Here is a 17,186-nt window from a genome sequence, read left to right as displayed (position 1 = left end):
CGGGTGCGAGGGATGCGGAATGGACGTCGGATGGACGCCGAAGGGCATCCGCCTTGACGCCCACCTGGGCCGTTCCTACTGTCGCGGCCCAACCGACCGGCGCGTCCGGGCTGGTCACGGCGGTGCCCGCCGCGACCGGTCCGGCCAGGACTGCGGGAGAACTCATGGCCCGGACACGAAGAATCGTCAAAGCGGCGACCGGCACCGCGCTGGCGGTGCTGCTCGCCGGATGCAGTGGCGCCGGGAGCGGGGACGGCGCGGGAAAGGACGACGGCCACTCCATGGCGATCGCCACCGCGGCCGAGGTGCCCTATCTGAACCCGTCGAACGACAACGGCACCACGGGCATCCAGATCGAGTCCGCGCTGTGGGCGCCGCTGACCCGGGTGGACGCGAAGACCGGCAAGCTGGTGAATGTCGTCGCCGATTCGGTCACGTCGAAGGACGCGAAGACGTGGACGATCAAGATCAAGCCCGGCTGGAAGTTCACCAACGGTGAGAAGCTCACCGCCAAGTCGTTCGTGGACACGTGGAACTACACCGCGTACGCCTCGCACGCCTTCGCGAACAACGGCGCCTTTCAGCGGGTCGAGGGCTACGAGGACCTGAACCCGGCCAAGGGCAAGCCGAAGGCGACCACGCTGTCCGGGCTGAAGGTGGTCGACGATCTCACCTTCACCGTCACCCTGAAGGGGGCGTTCTCGCCGTATCCGACGACGCTCAGCTACCTCGGCGTCGCCGCGCTGTCCGCCGAGACGCTGAAGGACCCGGACCAGTTCAAGCACAAGCCGATCGGCTACGGCGCCTACCAGCTGGACGGCGGATGGAAGGCGGGGCAGCCGGTGCGCCTCATGCGCAACAAGGACTACGCCGGCAAGGACGCCCCGCAGGCCGACCACATCACGTTCCGGTTCTTCTCCAACCCGGAGACCGCGTACAACGAGTTCCTCGCCGGCAACGTCGACTACGTCGCCGTACCGTCGTCGAAGATCGACTCGTACAAGACGGACGCACCCGGCAAGTGGAGCCAGGCCAAGGCCGCCGCCGGCATCAACTACCTCAACCTTCCGGTGACGCTGAAGCCGTACACCGACACCCGCGTCCGCCGGGCGCTCTCGCTCGCCCTGGACCGCGACTCCCTGGCCAAGCTCAAGCCCGGCAACTTCCCCGCCACCTCGTTCACCGCGCCCAGCGTCGACGGCCACCGCGAGAACACCTGCAGTGACTGCAGGCTTGACGTGGCCCGGGCCAAGAAGCTGCTGCGGGAAGCCGGCGGGTTCCCGGGCAAGCTGCGGCTCTTCTTCGCCAGCGACAACCCCGGCGAGCAGGTGTACGCCGAGGCGCTGGGCAACATGTGGCGGCAGAAACTGGGGCTGAAGATCCAGTATGTCGGCAAGCCAGGCGCCGAGATCGGTCCGCTCGCCAACGCGGGCAAGCTCGACGGCATCCGCATCATGGGCTGGGGGCACGACTACCCGGCGCTCGAGGACTACCTCACCCCGATGTTCGCGTCCTACGGCGACGTCAATACCGGCCGCTACCGCGACGCGAAGGTCGACCGGATGCTCGGCGAGGCCAACGCCCAGGTCGACCAGGCCCAGGCGACGCGCGACTACCAGGCGATCGAGGACCGCATCGCCGAGCAGATGCCGGTGCTCCCGCTGTCGCACTCACGGGACGTCTATCTGCATGCCGAGGGCGTCGAACCCCTCAACGCCCCTTTCGCGAACGTGGATCCCGTCCGGTCGACCTTCGCCGACTGACCCCGCCCGCCCCCCAATCCCGTAACTCCTCTCCGTAACTCCCAAAGGAGGACACGGTGTTGCGTTTCGCGCTCCGCCGCCTCCTGATCATGATCCCGATCGCGGTCATCGTGACGTTCCTCGTCTACGCGATGGTCTTTGCCCTCCCCGGCGACCCGATCAGGGCCCTGTCAGGACAGAAACCCCTGGCCGAATCCGTCATCGCGGCCAAACGCGCCTACTACCACCTGAACGATCCCCTGTTCGTCCAGTACCTGCACTTCATGGGCAACCTGCTCAAGGGCGACCTCGGGCAGACCTTCGACGGGCAGGACATCGGCGAACAACTCGCGCTGCGCTGGCCGGTGACCCTCCAGCTCGGACTCACCGCCCTCGCCATCCAGCTCGTCCTCGGGCTCGTCAGCGGTGTGTACGCGGGATGGCGGCGCGACGGCCTGGTGGACCGGGCGCTCCTCGGCGCCACGCTCGGGGTGCTCGCCGTGCCCGGTCTGGTCGCCATGTTCTTCGCGCAGTCCTTCTTCGCGGTCGAACTCAGCTGGTTCCCGGTCTCCGGCGCCACCGACGGCTGGCCCGGCAGCTATCTGCTGCCCGCCACCGTGCTAGGCGTCCTCGGCTTCGCCGGACTCGCCCGCGTCACCCGCACCAGCATCGCCGAGGTCGCGAGCGCCGACTTCGTCCGCACCGCACGCGCCAAGGGGCTCGCCCCGAACCGCATCCTGTGGGGGCACGTGCTGCGCAACGCCATGCTGCCCGTGATCACGTACATCGGGCTCGACCTGGCCGGCATTCTCGGCGGCGCGATCATCACCGAGGGCATCTACAACCTGAACGGCATCGGCCAGTTCATGTTCCGCTCCATCGCCATGAAGGAAGGCGGAGTGGTCGTCACCCTCTCCACGGTGCTGCTGCTCGGCTACATGCTCGTCAACCTGGTCGTCGACCTGCTCTACGGCCTCCTGGACCCGAGGGTGCGCCATGTCTGACACCGCCCTGGCGACCGCCGCGACCGCCGCCGAACTCGAGCCCGTCGGCGAGGACAGCCCGCGCGGCGCCGCCGTCCTACGCGAACTGCTGCGCAAGCCACGCTTCGTCCTCAGCGCCCTCGCCATCCTGGTCATCGCGCTGATGGCCGCCTTTCCCCGGCTGTTCACCGCCACCGATCCCACCGTGTGCGACCTGAAGCTCTCCAAGGGCGCCCCGTCCGCCGCGCACTGGTTCGGCTACGACATCCAGGGCTGCGACTACTACGCCAACGTGATCTACGGGGCCCGGCCCTCGGTCCTGGTCAGCGTCTCCGTGTGTGTGGTCGGCTTCGCTGTCGCCTGCGTCCTCGGCATGCTCGCCGGATACTTCCCCGGCTTCGTCGACAGCCTCGTCTCGCGCACCGCCGACGTGCTGTTCGCCCTGCCCGGCCTCGTCGCGATGATCGTCATCCTGCAGGCCTTCTCGTCCCGCTCCGTGTGGACCATCGCCTTCGTGATCGTGCTGCTCGGCTGGCCCGCGGGCATGCGGCTGATGCGCTCCACCGTTCTGAGCGTGCGCACGCGCGAGTACGTCCTCGCCTCCCGCGCGCTCGGCGCCGGGGCCCCGCACATCCTGCGGGTGCACATCCTGCCCAACTCGGTGGCGCCGCTGCTCGCCCTGACCACGCTCACCGTCGGCGCGGCGGTCGGCACCGAGGCCGCGCTCACCTTCCTCGGCATCGGGCTCCAACCCCCCACCATTTCCTGGGGACTTCAGATCGCCATCGCCGCCTCCTACCGCGACGACGTCCACCTCTTCCTCTTCCCCGCCCTGCTCCTGACCATCACCGTCATGGCCTTCATGATCATGGGCGACACGGTCCGCGACGCTCTCGACCCGAAACTGAAGAGGTGAGCGGTGAACCGCCCCATGGCAGCTGAACCTCTGCTCGACGTACGTGACCTGAGCGTCGAGTTCGACACCCGCGCCGGCCGCCTGCGCGCCGTGGACTCCGTTTCCTGGACCCTGCACCGCGGCCGCACCCTCGTCATCCTCGGCGAGTCCGGCTCCGGCAAGAGCGTCTCCACCCAGGCCATCACGGGCATCCTCGACAGCCCGCCCGGTCATGTCACCGGCGGCCAGGCCCTGTTCGACGGAATGGACCTGCTGACGCTGACCGAGCGCGCACGCCGCGGCGTCGTCGGCAGCCGGATCTCGTTGGTCTTCCAGGACGCGCTGTCCGCACTCAACCCCGTGCACACGGTCGGTCGGCAGATCGCCGAGCTGTACCGGGTACACCGGGGCACGAGCCGCTCCGACGCCATGAAGCGGGCGGCCGAGATGCTGGACCGCGTGGGCATCCCCGGCGCGCGGGCCCGTGTCCACGACTACCCGCACCAGTTCTCCGGCGGCATGCGCCAGCGCGTGATGATCGCCATGGCGCTCGCCCTCGGCCCCGAGGTACTCATCGCCGACGAGCCGACCACCGCGCTCGACGTCACCGTGCAGGCCCAGATCCTCGAACTCCTCGCGGAGATCCAGGCCGACACCGACATGGGGGTCGTGCTCATCACCCATGACCTGGCCGTCGCCGCGGAGATCGCCGACGACCTGGTCGTCATGTACGCGGGCCGGGTCGTGGAGTCGGGGGCCACGGCCGATGTGCTGGGTGATCCACAACACCCGTACACCCAGGGGCTGTTGCAGTCGGTGCCGTCCGCCGAGAGGCGCGGCCAGGACCTGCCCGCCATCCCCGGCACGCCGCCCGACCTGATGCGGCTGCCGTCCGGCTGCCCGTTCCGGCCGCGCTGCCCGCACGCCCACGACCGGTGTGTCACCGAACGCCCCGCCCTGCAGCCCGCCCCCGGCGAGCTCCGCTTCGGCGCCTGCCATCTCCTCGACCAGCCGCTCAGCCCGGAAGGCGCCGCACGATGACCGACGACGTGATCCTCAGGGCCGAAGGGCTGGTCAAGCACTACGGCGGCGGGCCCGCGCTGCCGTGGCGGCGCGGCCGGGGCGCGGCCGTGGTCCGGGCCGTCGACGGCGTCGACCTGGAGCTGCGGCGCGGTCAGGCGCTCGGCATCGTCGGCGAGTCCGGCTGCGGCAAGTCGACCCTGCTGCGGCTGCTGTGCGCGCTGGAGCGGCCGACCGACGGGCGGCTCCTCTTCGAGGGCGAGGACGTCGCGCGGCTGCGCGGCGCCGCCCTCAAGCGGTGGCGCCGCCGCGTCCAGGTCGTCTTCCAGGACCCGTACGCCTCGCTCAACCCACGGCTGAGGGTCGGCGAGATCATCGGGGAGGCCTTCGACGTCCATCCCGATGTCGTCCCGCGCGCCGGGAGGCGGGCCCGGATCGCCGAACTCCTGGAACTGGTCGGCCTCGACGCCCGTCACGCGGACCGCTATCCGCACCAGTTCTCCGGCGGACAGCGCCAGCGCATCGGCATCGCCCGCGGCCTCGCCCTCGGCCCCGACGTGCTGCTGTGCGACGAGCCCGTCTCGGCGCTCGACCTGTCGGTGCAGGCCCAGGTCGTCAATCTGCTCCTGAAGCTCCGTCGCGAATTGGGTCTCGCGCTCGTCTTCGTCTCCCACGACCTCGGCGTCGTACGCCACGTGTGCGACGACGTCACCGTGATGTACCTGGGCAAGGTCGCCGAACAGGCCCCGGTGGACGCCCTCTACGCGGCCCCGGGCCACCCCTACACCGAGGCGCTCCTGTCGGCCGAACCCTCCCTCGACCGCATCCGCGACCCGCACGCCCCGCGCCGCACCCGCATCGTCCTCGCGGGCGATCCGCCGTCGCCGTCCGCACCGCCGCCGGGCTGCCGGTTCCACACCCGGTGCCCGCGCGCACAGGACCTGTGCCGTGACACCGAGCCCCTGCTGACGGTGCGGGGACAGCGGGCCGGCGCCTGTCACTTCACGGACGCGATGCTCGCCGGGAGTGTGGACTGACGGGGTGTCAACCTGCCGATGCGATACGGGTCCTGGCGGTGCGCGGGCCGTCCGGGAACCCCGGGTGCGAAGCGGGCGGCCCGCCGATGTCGTCCACCCGGGCCGCTTCGTCGGCAGCCCGCGCGGCGGCGAGCCGCAGCGCCAGCGGATGCCCGGCGCAGCCGTCCGCGAGGCTGTGCAGAGCGGACGTAGCCGAGGCGGTGGCCGCCGAACGGTACGGCAGCGCCGCGACCGAGGCCAGCGGCGCCCCCGAAGCGAACCGGCGCAACAGCCGCAGGGACTGGGCCGCGTCCAGCGGGCCGAGCCGGAGCGGCACCCGGCCGGGCAGGTCCCGCAGCGGGGCCTGGCTGGTCACCAGCACCGCGCAGCCGGGCGCCGCGGGCAGCAACTCCCGCAACTGGTCCGTGGACTGGGCGTCGTCGAGCAGGACGAGGAGCCGACGTTCGGCGGTGAGCGTACGGAACCGGACGGCGCGCCGCTCCAGACCGTCGGGCACCTCGTGCGGCGCCACCCCGAGGTCCTCCAGGAATCGGCCGAGCACGTCGGCAGGGGCGCGCCCGCCGAGCACCGCGTAGAGCTGGCCGTCGGGGAACCGGTCCCGCACCTGGTGGGCGACGTGCACGGCAAGCGTGCTCTTGCCGAGGCCCCCCGCACCGGAGATCACCACGGTGGGGCAGACGGCGGCGGGGGAGTCGGGGCGCCGCAGCAGTTCGCGCAGCTGCCGCACCTCCTCCTCCCGACCGGTGAAGTCGGCACTGTCGCGCGGCAGTTGAGCGGGCACGGGCAGGAGGTGGGCCGGTGCCGGACACGCGGGCGTGAGTGACCGCGGCGGCTGCCGGGGCGCGGCCAGCGAGGGGTCGGCGTGCAGGATGCGCTCGTGCAGCCGGCTCAGTCCCGGGCGCGGTTCGACACCCAGGTCGTGCACGAGGGCGCGCCGCACTCCGCGGAACAGGGCGAGGGCCTCGGGCGTGCGCCCGCTGCGGTACAGCGCCAGCATCAGCAGCGCCTGCAACCGCTCGTCGTACGGTCTGCCCGGCACCAGCGGGGCGATCCGCTCGGCGGCCTCGGCATGTTCACCGAGGTCGAGCAGTGCCTCGGCGTGTTCGAGGCGGGCGTCGAGGCGCAGCCCGGCGAGCCGGTGCCGGGCATCCGCCGCACAGCGTTCCGGCACCCCGCTCAGCGCCTGCTCGCCCCGCCACTGGGCGAGGGCCCGCTCGTAACAGGTGCGGGCGGCGCCGACCCGGCCCGCGCGGCGCTCCCGGCGCGCCTCGGACAGCGCGTCCTCGAACCGCCACAGGTCCAGTGCGTCCCGCCGCAGATGCAGCCCGTAGGTGGTGCCCCGCGTGATCAGGAGCCGGGGTGCGGCGCGGCGGGCTCGGTCCGGCTCCAGCGCCTTGCGCAGGCGTGCTGTGTACGTGGCGAGCAGGCCCGCCGCGCTGTCCGGCGCGTGCTCGCCCCAGACGGCCCGCACCAGTTCGGTGCGCTCGACCTGTTCACCGCCGCGCAGCAGCAGCGCCGCGAGAAGCGCCTGCTGTTTCGGGGCGCCCGGCGGTAGCGGCTCTCCGGCACGCTCCGCGCGTACCTGGCCTAGGAGGCGGTACCGCACCAGAGCGCTGTCGCACGCGGGCGGGAGTGGGGGGAGGTCCGTCGAGATGCTCGGGGCCACGGGTCGTTACCTTCCTCGTCGGGGCCGTGTTCGGAGAGCCGTGCGGGCTGCTGGGCCGGGGCGCGCGCGGGCTCAGGCGGCGCGGCTCCACGCCACCAGCCGAGGCACGCACCGCTCGGCGAACTCCTCATAATCGGCGGGGGTGTTGTAGACGTGCGCGGAGAGCCTGATATAGCCGACCCCGTCGAAGGACGTGAACGCGGTCTCCGCGCCGAGTTCCTGTGCGGCCCGGTCACGCAGCACATCACTCGCGAACCGGTCGGGGCCGAGCTCGTCGGGCAGTCTTACCAGGCGTAGCGCCGGCGCGGGTGTGCCAACCGCCGGCACGGCGTCCTGTCCGATGTGCTGGGCGAACGCGTCCGCGACGGTGCGCTGCCCGTAGTCGGCGAGCGCGCTCAGATAACCGCGGACCGTCTCCCACCCCCACGTCCGCTCGACGAAGGACAGCGCGGCCGGGGCCGCGAGCCAGGCGGAGGTGTCCTGGGTCCCGGTGTGATCGAAGCGTGCGGGGAAGGGCAGTTGGGTGCCCCAGGAGTCGATCAGCGGGTACAGGGCCGCGCGCAGTGGACCGCGCGCGACGAGGGCGGAGGTGCCGCGCGGGGTGCAGGCGAACTTGTGCAGATTGCCGGTCCAGAAGTCGCAGGCGAGACCGTCCAGCGGCGCGGCCAGCATGCCGGGGGCGTGCGCGCCGTCCACCAGGAACGGGATGCCGCGCCGTCGGGCGAGCCGTGCGATCCGCTCGACCGGCAGCAGTCGGCCGGTCGACGACGTGATCTGGTCGAGGAGGATCAGCGCGGTGCGATCGCCGACCTGTTCGGCCACGGCCGTAAACGCCTCGTCCGCGTCGGCCGCGAGAGGGATGTGCGCGGTCCGCACCCGCCCGCCGCAGCGCAGGGCCGTACGCTGCGCGGCCATGGTGACCGCGCCGTATCCGTGATCGGTGACCAGAATCTCGGCCTCGGGCGGCAGGGTGAGCGAGGCCAGGACGGTGCTGACTCCGGCGCTCGCGTTCGGTACGAGGGCCAGATCGTCGGCGTCCACACGCAAGAACGCGGCGAGTTCGGCGCGGGCCGTGGAGATCCGCTGCGGCTGAGCCGGGAACCATACCACCGGCGCCCGCTCGGCCCGCTCCCGCAGCCGGTCCTGCTCACGCTGTGCCGCCACCGGCACCGCACCGAACGAACCGTGGTTGAGATGCAGCAACTCCGGGTCGAGCGACCAGGCATCCGCGGCGGGTCGGCCGTTGGGCAGGGACAAGGGTTTTGGCGGGGCGACGGCCAGGCCCGTACTCATGCGACTCCTAGGAGGAACTACCCAAGACGTATGATGACATGCAGCATCCTGGCATGTGCATCGCTGCGATTAAAGTGCTCCTTCCCCGAGTTTTCAGGGAAGGTGGCTGATGACAGGAGCGCGAGTTGATCTCAGTCTCCTGAAGACATCAGATGACTTGCTAGGGTCTCATCAGTCGAAGCACGCATGACGGAGCACGGGCCGCCGCGGGCCGTGGGGCACGGCACGGATCGGGGGAGCGGGATATGTCCGCAGTGGAGAAGGCCTTTCACGGCCTACGGCACATGATCGCCGACGGGCGGCTGACGGCCGGTGCGCGCATGCCGCCCGAGGCGGACCTGTGCGCTGAACTCGGAGTCTCCCGCGGGCCGTTGCGGGAGGCCGTGCGGATGCTCGCCGCGCTGCGCGTGGTCGAACCGCGCCACGGCTCGGGCACCTACGTCTCGGCACTGCGGCCCGAGGACATCATCGGCAGCCTCTCCCTCACCGTGGACCTGCTGCCGCTGCCCGGCCTGCTCGAGGTCTACGAGCTGCGCCGGGTCCTGGAGGCGCACGCCGCCTCGCAGGCCGCCGCGCGAGTGGGCGCCGAAGCGTTGGAGCGCATGCATGCCCACCTCGCGGCAATGGAGGCCACCGATGATCCGGCGGAAGTCTCCGACCTGGACCACCGGTTCCACTCGGAGGTCGCGCGCGTCGCGGGCAACCCCGCGCTGGATTCACTGCTCACCGTGTTCCGTACCCGCTCGCGCCGCCACCAGATCTTCACGTTGCCCGAGGGCCCGGACATCAAGCGGGTCAGCGACGCGGGCCACCGCGAGATCGTCGGAGCGATCAGTCGCCACGACCCGGTGGCGGCCGCGTCGGCCGCCGCGGCGCACATCGCGCATTCGGAGAAGTGGCTGCGCCATCTTCTGGACCAGGAGCGACAGGCCTGACCGGAGGTTCGTTCCCGGCAGGCTTGACGACCTGGGTACGGCTACCGGGATTCATTCGCAGTGCTCCGGTCTTCAGGCCGGGGGTGAAGCGAATCTTGTGGGGGCGGCGCGGAGCGTCGCCGTATCGTTCCAGCGGGGCTGGATACGGCTGATCCGCCCCGGGACTGTCAGTGTGCGGTGTTAGCGTCCGGATCATGCAGCTTCGGTACGCCTTCAGGTTGTATCCGAACGCCGTCCAGCAGTCCGCGTTGGCCAGGGCGTTCGGGTGCGCCCGTGTCGTGTCAACGACGCGGTCCGCGCCCGCGAGGACGCGCGTAAGGCTGCCCAGCCGTTCCCGACTGTCGGTGAACTGTCGCGGAAGCTGATCACCGAGGCCAAGCAGACCGCTTCGCGGTCCTGGCTGGGTGAGGTGTCCGCGGTGGTGCTCCAGCAGTCCCTGCGGGACGCCGAGAAGGCGTACCGCAACTTCGTCGCCTCGCTCAAGGGCACCCGTGAGGGTGCCAGGATCGGCCCGCACCGCGTCAAGTCCCGCAAGGATGCCCGGCAGTCGATCCGGTTCACCGCGAACGCCCGCTGGAGCATCACCGACAGCGGCCGTCTGAACCTGCCGAAGATCGGGGCGGTGAAGGTGAAGTGGTCCCGCACCCTGTCCACCACTCCCACGTCGGTCACCGTCATCAAGGACGCGGCCGGCAGGTACTTCGCTTCCTTCGTCATCGACACCGACGCCGACGCTGCCCGGATGCCCGAAACTGACCGCACCATCGGCATCGATCTCGGTCTGACCCTGCCCTTGCCGAAAACCTCATCCGCGCTGGTCAGGCCGCATGGTGGTACTCGTGGAGGGTGCCGCCAAGTCGATCTCGCCGTCGTATGTCTAGATGGGCGATCCGGTCCGGATCCTTGATCGGGGCGGGCAGGGAGTGGAGGGGGCAGGCATTCGCATTGCCCTGGTGGGGTTCGTGCTTGTTGTAGAACTTCTCGAACTCGCGCAGGGCGTGAAGGAGATGGCGCTGGTTCCAGATCAACGTGCGGTCCAGCATCTCTCGCCTGCAGGTTTGAACCCACCGCTCCGTGATCGAGTTCATGCGCGGTATCCGGATGCCGCTAAGCACCACTTCAATACCCGCGTCGTTGAGCACGTCGTCGAATGGCTGCGGGAACTTTCCGTCCCGGTCCCGGATCAGGTAGCGGGCTCGGCAGCCGGCGTCTTCGAGGTCCATGACGAGATTCTTCGCGGCCTGGACTACCCAGGACGCGGTCGGATGCGCGGTTGCGCCCAGGACCCGGATCTGGCGGTCTGCGTGCTCGATCGAGGTGAACACGTACAAGCGAGCGGCGCAGCACCTCTCGTGGCAGGCCATGAAGGAGCGATGCCAGGAACGCCCGGTCGCTCGCGTGGAACCGAAGCTGCTGCCCATTCAGCTGACGTTCCAGAACGCCGATCTGGTGGCGCAAGGCCAGGATCTTGACATCTTTCTCGCGATCGCTCATCGGCAGCAGTCGCAGCATCGCGAACGCGTTCGTCACACCCAGGTACGTCAGTCTCAGAAGCACGACTGATCATCATGCCGCGCCCACCGCCGCCAAGCGACAGCGGCGACTTGAGCGGTCTCAGCCGGCGCCGCTACCCGCTCCCTCCTACATGGATGAGGTATTCGGCAAGGGCAAGATCACCTGGAGGCCTCGAGACCGAAGAAAGATCCTCAAGCGTCACAACATCCAACTCGAACTTGGTGAAGTGAAGCCGGCTGTGGCGCAATGCCCCAGATAGACACGCTCCCGGACTGTCAAACCTTCGGCAGCATCGGCTGCTGGGAACGCGTCTGGCGCGGCGAGAGCCTCTACTTGCATGTCCGTCGCAGGGGAACAGCAACCCTGTCTCGGGCGCTGCTCGTCACAGCCGCGTCGGCGCGAGCGATCGAGCCGGTTGGCCGGGTTGCGACGAGAGTGGCGACTGCGATGACGGTTGCCGCAAACGTGAACGACCGCAATATGCCGCCGGACTGATCGACGATCAGCCCGGCCATCGCACCGCCGGCCGAGTTGGCCGCCATCGGAACGGTCACCAACCAGGTACCGGCCTCGTTTCGCATACCGGCCGGCACGATACGCCCGACGATGGTGGTGTAGACGGTCAGCGTTGGGGCTACGGTGATGCCGCCGACCGCGAGCGCAATGCCCAGCGCCAGTGGGCCTGGCATGACCGCCAGTACCGCCGTACTCAAGCAGACGGCGCCGAGCAACCATGTGAACTGCCGCGGCAGCGGGGCGTGCGGCCGTGCAATGCCATAGCCGAAGCCGCCCAGTGCAGAACCCAGACCCCATACCGCGAGCAGGACACCGGCCAGCTGATCGGCGCCAGTCCCCGCGTGCCGGGACGCGAACGCCGGCACGGTCACGCTGATCGCACCGAAAGCCATCCCGAGACTGCCCACGCAGACCAGCACCACTGCGAAACCGGGCACCACAAGTGGACCCAGCCCCCGAGTCCTGTCGTCCGGCGAGGCCGGACGACAGTCGCATACGACCGGGCTGCGGGCCAGCAGCAGCGTGCCGACCAGCGTCGCGACCGCCGATCCCGCGATCGCCGCAGCCGGGGAGGCAAGCAGTACCGCGACGGCCATCAGCAGCGGGCCTGCCACGAACACCAGCTCGAACAGCGAGGTCTCCACGGCCAGCGCCGCGCCGCGCAGGTGATGCCTGGCAGTACCGTCCTCGGTAAGACCAATCCACGCGCTGCGGATCGCCGAGGTCAGCGGTGGATAGGTCCCGCCTGCGGACACAGCAGCCGCGCAGATCAGCGGCAGCGCCCCGCCGCGGACGGCGAACAGGAACGCGACCAGGCCGAGCGGATGGGCGACCGCGGACACGCGCAGCACCCGTGTCGCGCCCAGCCGATCCGCAAGCCGTCCGGCGATCGGGCTGACAACCGCGCCCGACAGCGCATAGCTGCCGGCGGCGACGCCTGCTGATGCGTAACGGCCGGTGGCCTGTGCGACCGACAGCAGCAGGGCCAAGGGCGTCACTCCTGTGCCCAGACGGGCGACCACACCGGCCGCCAGCAGCAACGGCGCCCCCGGCATCCGCCACACCGCAACGTAGTGTCGCAAGAGCCCCACTTTCGACTCCGGTGGGTTAGGTGCCCTGCAGAGCACGAGCGGTTTCCCGGGCGAACGCATCCGCGTTGTCCAGCATGATGTTGTGTCCGCAGTTCGGGATGGGCACGAGAGCGACCCCTGCGTCGACGAGCTGCGTTTCTGCGGCGAACGGCTCGTCGTCTTCGGATCGCATGCAGGTCCGGGGAATCGTCACGTTCAGCAGCAGCTCACGGATGGTGGGCTCGGTGCCACGGACGAGGTGTACCGCGCTGCGATGGAGCGCCTCAAGCCGGCAAGCCGCATCGTGGACCACCAGTGCGCTCCGACGGCTTCGCGGACCTCCTCCCATCCTCTGTCGGGGAACTCTTCTTCGGTGTAGGCGGCGATGCCACGTGAGCCCGTCATGCCGCGTGCGAGGACGGTGGGGTCGACGAGGACCAGGCCGGAGACCAGGTAGGGGTGGCGATGGGCCAGCAGGACGGCAACCGGCACCGCCCATGCTGTGCCCAACGACTTCAGCTCCCTGGACGCCCGCCGCCTCAAGGGCCGTTGCGAGAGTGTCGGCGTGGTCTTCCAGGGTGTAGCCGAAGTTCGTCGGGCGGTCGCTGATGCCGAAGCCGAGCATGTCGATCAGGAGAGAGCGAGCGGCGACGGCGGGGTGGACGGCGACGGCCGCGAAGTACGGACTGGAGGAGGCGCCGAACCCGTGCGGGTAGACCCGAGGTCGCTGGAGTCCTCCCGGTATCTCCACCCAACGGAATTGTGCCCCAGCGGATGTCACCTGTGCGCTGCGCATACTCCCTCCTCGATCCATTCGATATATCGCCAGCGCTATACATCGCTGGCGATATATAGCGAAGCGCCCGCAGTCAGTCGGCCGGCGATCTCCTCGGCGGTCAGCACGAGCGCGAAACCCTTGCGCAGAACGGCGAGTTCCGGTTCCTGCCGGGACTCGTCGTCGGTGGCCGTGACGTCGGATCCGAAGACGACCTTGTAGCCGCGCTCGTATGCCTGCCGGGCCGTGGTCCCACAGCAGTAGTTGGTGAGGGTTCCCGTGACGATGACCGTGTCCCGGCCGAGGTTGCGCAGCAACGTGTCGAGAGGTGTGTCGTAGAACGCCCCGTAGGAGGGCTTGCGGATCAGGATCTCGTCGGGACGGTGGCCCATCGGGCCCCACACCGCGGCAGGGCCCGGCCGGCGCCAGTCACTGTCCGCGTGAGGCAGGAAACGCAGGGCGTGCGGCCGGTCCAGGCCCAGATGGGTGTCGTCGAAGATGGTCCAGATCACCGGGATCGAGGCACTCCGGCAGTCTTCGACCAACTCCCGCAGCCGGGGCGCCATCCGGGTCGCCGTAGGCACCCAGTAAGGGCTCGAGCCGGGCTCGACGAATTCGTCCTGCATGTCGATGACCAGGAGTGCTGTCCGTTCGGGCCGTATGTCGAACGATGCCCGACCGCTCTCGTAGGCGTCGCGCGCCCGCGACGTCACCCATTCCTCGCTGTACGTCATCCCATCTCCTGCCTCGTTTCGATGTACACCGATTCGATATACCTCGATTCGATGTGCGAGAGTAGCGGCATGCTCGAACTTGCGATACTGGGATTCCTGGCCGAGGGGCCGCTGCACGGCTACCAACTGCGCCACCGGATAGCTCACCTGTCCGGCCATGCCAGGCCGGTCAGCGACGGCAGCCTCTACCCCGCGATCAACCGGATGGTCAAGGCCGAACTGCTCGACCGGCGAACCGAACCGGGCGACTCTGCCGCTCAGCGGCACGTCCTGAGCCTGACCGACGCCGGCCGCCGTGAGCTACTGCGCAGACTGCGGGATGCCGACGGCTTGGAAATCACGGACAGCACCCGGTTCTTCACGGTTCTGGCCTTCCTCTCCCACCTGCCCGACACTGCTGACCAGCACGCGGTACTGCGCCGCCGGCTGGACTTCCTGGAGCAGCCCGCGAGCTTCTTCCACGACGGTGACCGCCTGCAAAGGGCCGAGGACACCGACGACCCCTACCGGCGAGGCATGCTCACCATCGCCCGCGCGACCAGCCGCGCGGAAAGGTCCTGGCTGCGGGAGATACTGGCCTGACGCGGCACACCGAGCACATCGCCGCGCAGGGCGCCCCGCGGAGTACAACGGCCAAGCGGGACGCGCGGGGTCCCTGCCGAGTAAGTCGACAATCAGAGCGACCAGTTCGCCTGGACGCTCGACGCGGGCGACATGCCCGCAGTCCAGCTCGGCGTACTCGCTGCCGGGGAGCTCCGCGTGGACGCCGCGGGCGTTCTCGACCGGGATCAGCGCGTCGTCCGTGCAGCCGGTAACCAGCGTCGGCGCCTGGATCACCGGGAGCAGGTCGATTCCGACCTTGGGACGTCAGGGGACCAGCCACGGCGAAGCCTTCAACTCGTCGTCGATCCGGGCATAGAGCGCTGTCGCGAGGGTGTCCAGGTTGTCTTCGCACACTCGTGAAGGCCCGCACGCAGGCCATCAACCAGATCCGCAGCCTCCTGGTCACCGCCGCCCGACGCACTGCGCGGTCCGACCGCGACAGAAATCATCAGCGTGTGCGCCAGGCCGCGGTCGGCAGCGGACCTGGCCGCCCCCACCGCCGCCGCCAAGTTCATCCTGCGCCGCTACCAGGCCCTGGACGAACCCGGCGCCACGGGCAAGTTCACCCGCCCCTACCGACCACAGACCAACGGCAAGGTCGTACGCTTCAACCGCACCCTGCTCGATGAATGGGCCTACCTCCGCCCCTACACCACCAACAGCGAACGAAGCGCAGCCCTGACAGACTTCCTCCACACCTACAACCACCACCGATGCCACACCGCGCTCGCAGGCAAGCCCCCCATCAGCCGCGCAAACAACGCTTCAGGGCAATACACCTAGCGGCTCAAGCCGCGCGGAGGCTGCTGGCCGTCAACTGCGTCGGGCCCGAGACCGCAGCCCGCCTCCTGGCGGCCGTCGGCGACAACGCCGAGTGCCTGCGGTCCGAGGCACCTTCGCCCACGTGTGGGGCGCCGCGCCTCTGCCCGCCTCCTCCGGCCGAGGCGACCGCCACCTCCTAATGAGGTTGTCAAGCCGCCGCTGTGACTGGGAGATCCTGGTGGTAGCACCGGCCGTCACGTATCAAGGCCCACAGAACGCTGACCCTTCGTCGGGCCAGCGCAAGGACGGCCTGGGTGTGTCGCTTGCCTTCGGCACGCTTGCGTTCGTAGAAGCGCCGCGATGCGTCGCAATTGCGGATGCTGATCAGCGCGAAGGTGTAGAAGACGCGTTGCAGGCCGCGGTGGTAGCGCCGGGCCGGTGCAAGTTGCCGCTGACGTTGCCGGAGTCGCGTGGGACAGCCATCGTCGGCCCGGTTGCGGTCCTACTCTCCGCGTTCAGCCAGCAGATCCCAGACCTGCTCCAGGGCTTGGTCGGCGGTGTCAGGTAGCCTGTCTCTGCTTCCGAGTCGCCGTGCGACGGCACGGGCAAGTTCGGCGCGGTGCGGTGCCGTTGACTCCATTGCTCGGACCAGGGCGCCGTTCGTATTCAGGCACGGCAGCACCGCGAGCCACTCGCCGAGTGGTCCGGTCAGCGGGCCTGTGACTTCCGGCCATCGACGCCGCACCTCGTCGTTGTGCTGGGGCAACTGCTCGATCCCTAGCCAGGTCGGGTCCAACGCACCGAAATGAAGTCGGCCGACGCGCGCCACGACGATGGCGCCGAGGCACATTGGACACGGATGCAAGGTCGTGTAGAGCACGCTGCCGCGTGCACGGTCCTTCTGTGCTGGAACCACACTTAACGCCTCCATCTCTGCATGAGCGAGAAGGCCACGCGGTGACATCGTCCCGAAGCGCTGGTTGCGTCCGCGACCGATAATGTTCTCCGTTCCGTCAGTCAGAACGGCACCGACGGCGATGCCGCCTTGGCGGTAGGAATCCCAGGCCATCTCCACGGCTGCCCGCCACGGCACGTCGAGCATCGACCACGACTCGTACGCTGATTTTCGTATCGGCATGCAGCGATTCTTTCGCATCACCGCCGCCGAAGGTGAGGCGGTCCACGATGGCCGCGCAGAGCCGGGGATCGGTGAACGCCTTGGTTCAGCCGCTGAACCAACTCGTTCGACGCGATCGCGACGCTGTTCTTTTCTTCGGTCGGAACCTGGAAGAGCAGTTCAGCGTGTGAGGGCTCGGAAAGTCATCGCCGCAGGTCAAGCAACGTAGCGGTACGCGTTGATGGTTGCGCCTAGGACGCGGGTGCGCAGGCGACTGGTGCCTTCGACTTTGTGAAGGGTGATGGGGTGGTGTTCGGCGCCTGGCGGAAATCGGTTGCGGGCACGGTGGGGCGGTGCTCGTTGTAGTGCCGTTCGTACGCGGCCAGGACCTGCCGGGCATGGCCCGGTTCATGATGAGGACATGGTCGAGGACCTCGCGCCGAATGCTGCCGATCACCGGCTTGCAGCGGGCGTTCATCCGAGGTGCCCGCGATGCACTCATCAGGATATCCATCTCCTCGGC

Annotated in this window: 13 protein-coding genes and 5 pseudogenes; 9 read left to right on the top strand and 9 right to left on the bottom strand. The window is 69.3% G+C overall.

Annotated features, from left to right (window positions below):
* The first annotated feature begins 164 nt into the window (after positions 1-164).
* The 5 genes from ACWFR4_RS04300 to ACWFR4_RS04280 are packed head-to-tail and all read left to right on the top strand — an operon-like array spanning position 165 to position 5,677.
* Positions 165-1,763 carry a peptide ABC transporter substrate-binding protein gene (locus ACWFR4_RS04300; protein WP_453650719.1) on the top strand — a complete coding sequence of 533 codons (1,599 nt, stop codon included), beginning with the start codon at positions 165-167 and terminating at the stop codon, positions 1,761-1,763.
* 56 nt (positions 1,764-1,819) lie between these two features.
* Entirely contained in the window at positions 1,820-2,746 is a 927-nt protein-coding gene (locus ACWFR4_RS04295; RefSeq protein WP_100597836.1) for an ABC transporter permease, read from the top strand.
* A complete protein-coding gene (locus ACWFR4_RS04290; RefSeq protein WP_327579081.1) occupies positions 2,739-3,641 on the top strand; it encodes an ABC transporter permease in 903 nt (300 codons plus the stop codon). Before ACWFR4_RS04295 ends, ACWFR4_RS04290 begins: the two co-directional genes overlap by 8 nt.
* A 15-nt stretch (positions 3,642-3,656) precedes the next feature.
* Positions 3,657-4,661: an ABC transporter ATP-binding protein gene (locus ACWFR4_RS04285; protein WP_100597838.1), complete on the top strand. Its 1,005-nt coding sequence runs from the start codon at positions 3,657-3,659 to the stop codon at positions 4,659-4,661.
* Positions 4,658-5,677 carry an ABC transporter ATP-binding protein gene (locus tag ACWFR4_RS04280; RefSeq protein ID WP_116507045.1) on the top strand — a complete coding sequence of 340 codons (1,020 nt, stop codon included), beginning with the start codon at positions 4,658-4,660 and terminating at the stop codon, positions 5,675-5,677. The genes ACWFR4_RS04285 and ACWFR4_RS04280 overlap by 4 nt, the downstream gene beginning before the upstream one ends.
* 7 nt (positions 5,678-5,684) lie before the next feature.
* On the opposite strand, the gene ACWFR4_RS04275 is transcribed toward ACWFR4_RS04280, so the two are convergent.
* Complete coding sequence (locus ACWFR4_RS04275) at positions 5,685-7,343, bottom strand: BTAD domain-containing putative transcriptional regulator (RefSeq protein ID WP_453650717.1); 1,659 nt, start codon at positions 7,341-7,343, stop codon at positions 5,685-5,687.
* 72 nt (positions 7,344-7,415) lie between these two features.
* Entirely contained in the window at positions 7,416-8,636 is a 1,221-nt protein-coding gene (locus ACWFR4_RS04270) for an aminotransferase class V-fold PLP-dependent enzyme (protein ID WP_453650715.1), read from the bottom strand.
* A gap of 245 nt (positions 8,637-8,881) precedes the next feature.
* Between ACWFR4_RS04270 and ACWFR4_RS04265 the strand changes: the two genes are divergently transcribed.
* Both ACWFR4_RS04265 and ACWFR4_RS04260 read left to right on the top strand, forming a co-directional pair.
* Positions 8,882-9,571, top strand: coding sequence for a FadR/GntR family transcriptional regulator (locus ACWFR4_RS04265; protein WP_100597842.1), 690 nt, complete (start codon positions 8,882-8,884; stop codon positions 9,569-9,571).
* Between the two features lie 194 nt (positions 9,572-9,765).
* A pseudogene (locus tag ACWFR4_RS04260) lies at positions 9,766-10,358 on the top strand (RNA-guided endonuclease InsQ/TnpB family protein); the annotation flags it as partial.
* Between the two features lie 31 nt (positions 10,359-10,389).
* Here the strand turns inward: ACWFR4_RS04260 and ACWFR4_RS04255 are convergent.
* The 4 genes and pseudogenes from ACWFR4_RS04255 to ACWFR4_RS04240 form a co-directional block, all read right to left on the bottom strand.
* Positions 10,390-11,128, bottom strand: a pseudogene (locus ACWFR4_RS04255) (integrase core domain-containing protein).
* 287 nt (positions 11,129-11,415) lie between these two features.
* A complete protein-coding gene (locus tag ACWFR4_RS04250; protein WP_453651388.1) occupies positions 11,416-12,657 on the bottom strand; it encodes an MFS transporter in 1,242 nt (413 codons plus the stop codon).
* Between the two features lie 52 nt (positions 12,658-12,709).
* Entirely contained in the window at positions 12,710-13,468 is a 759-nt protein-coding gene (locus ACWFR4_RS04245; RefSeq protein ID WP_453650713.1) for an alpha/beta fold hydrolase, read from the bottom strand.
* A gap of 35 nt (positions 13,469-13,503) precedes the next feature.
* Positions 13,504-14,181: a cysteine hydrolase family protein gene (locus ACWFR4_RS04240; RefSeq protein ID WP_453650711.1), complete on the bottom strand. Its 678-nt coding sequence runs from the start codon at positions 14,179-14,181 to the stop codon at positions 13,504-13,506.
* Between the two features lie 69 nt (positions 14,182-14,250).
* Between ACWFR4_RS04240 and ACWFR4_RS04235 the strand changes: the two genes are divergently transcribed.
* A complete protein-coding gene (locus ACWFR4_RS04235; RefSeq protein ID WP_389533003.1) occupies positions 14,251-14,763 on the top strand; it encodes a PadR family transcriptional regulator in 513 nt (170 codons plus the stop codon).
* A 582-nt stretch (positions 14,764-15,345) separates the two neighbouring features.
* A pseudogene (locus ACWFR4_RS04230) lies at positions 15,346-15,567 on the top strand (integrase core domain-containing protein); the annotation flags it as partial.
* A 187-nt stretch (positions 15,568-15,754) separates the two neighbouring features.
* Here ACWFR4_RS04230 and ACWFR4_RS04225 read toward each other — a convergent pair.
* The 3 genes and pseudogenes from ACWFR4_RS04225 to ACWFR4_RS04215 all read right to left on the bottom strand — a co-directional run.
* Positions 15,755-16,023: pseudogene (locus ACWFR4_RS04225) on the bottom strand (IS110 family transposase); the annotation flags it as partial.
* A 25-nt stretch (positions 16,024-16,048) separates the two neighbouring features.
* Positions 16,049-16,648, bottom strand: coding sequence for a nucleoside deaminase (locus ACWFR4_RS04220; RefSeq protein ID WP_453650708.1), 600 nt, complete (start codon positions 16,646-16,648; stop codon positions 16,049-16,051).
* Between the two features lie 58 nt (positions 16,649-16,706).
* A pseudogene (locus tag ACWFR4_RS04215) lies at positions 16,707-16,848 on the bottom strand (IS21-like element helper ATPase IstB); the annotation flags it as partial.
* Positions 16,849-17,186 lie beyond the last annotated feature (338 nt).

This window comes from Streptomyces sp. NPDC055140, from assembly GCF_053607285.1.
The sequence above is the reverse complement of the archived record's forward strand: the minus strand, read 5'-3'. Positions and strand labels throughout refer to the sequence as shown.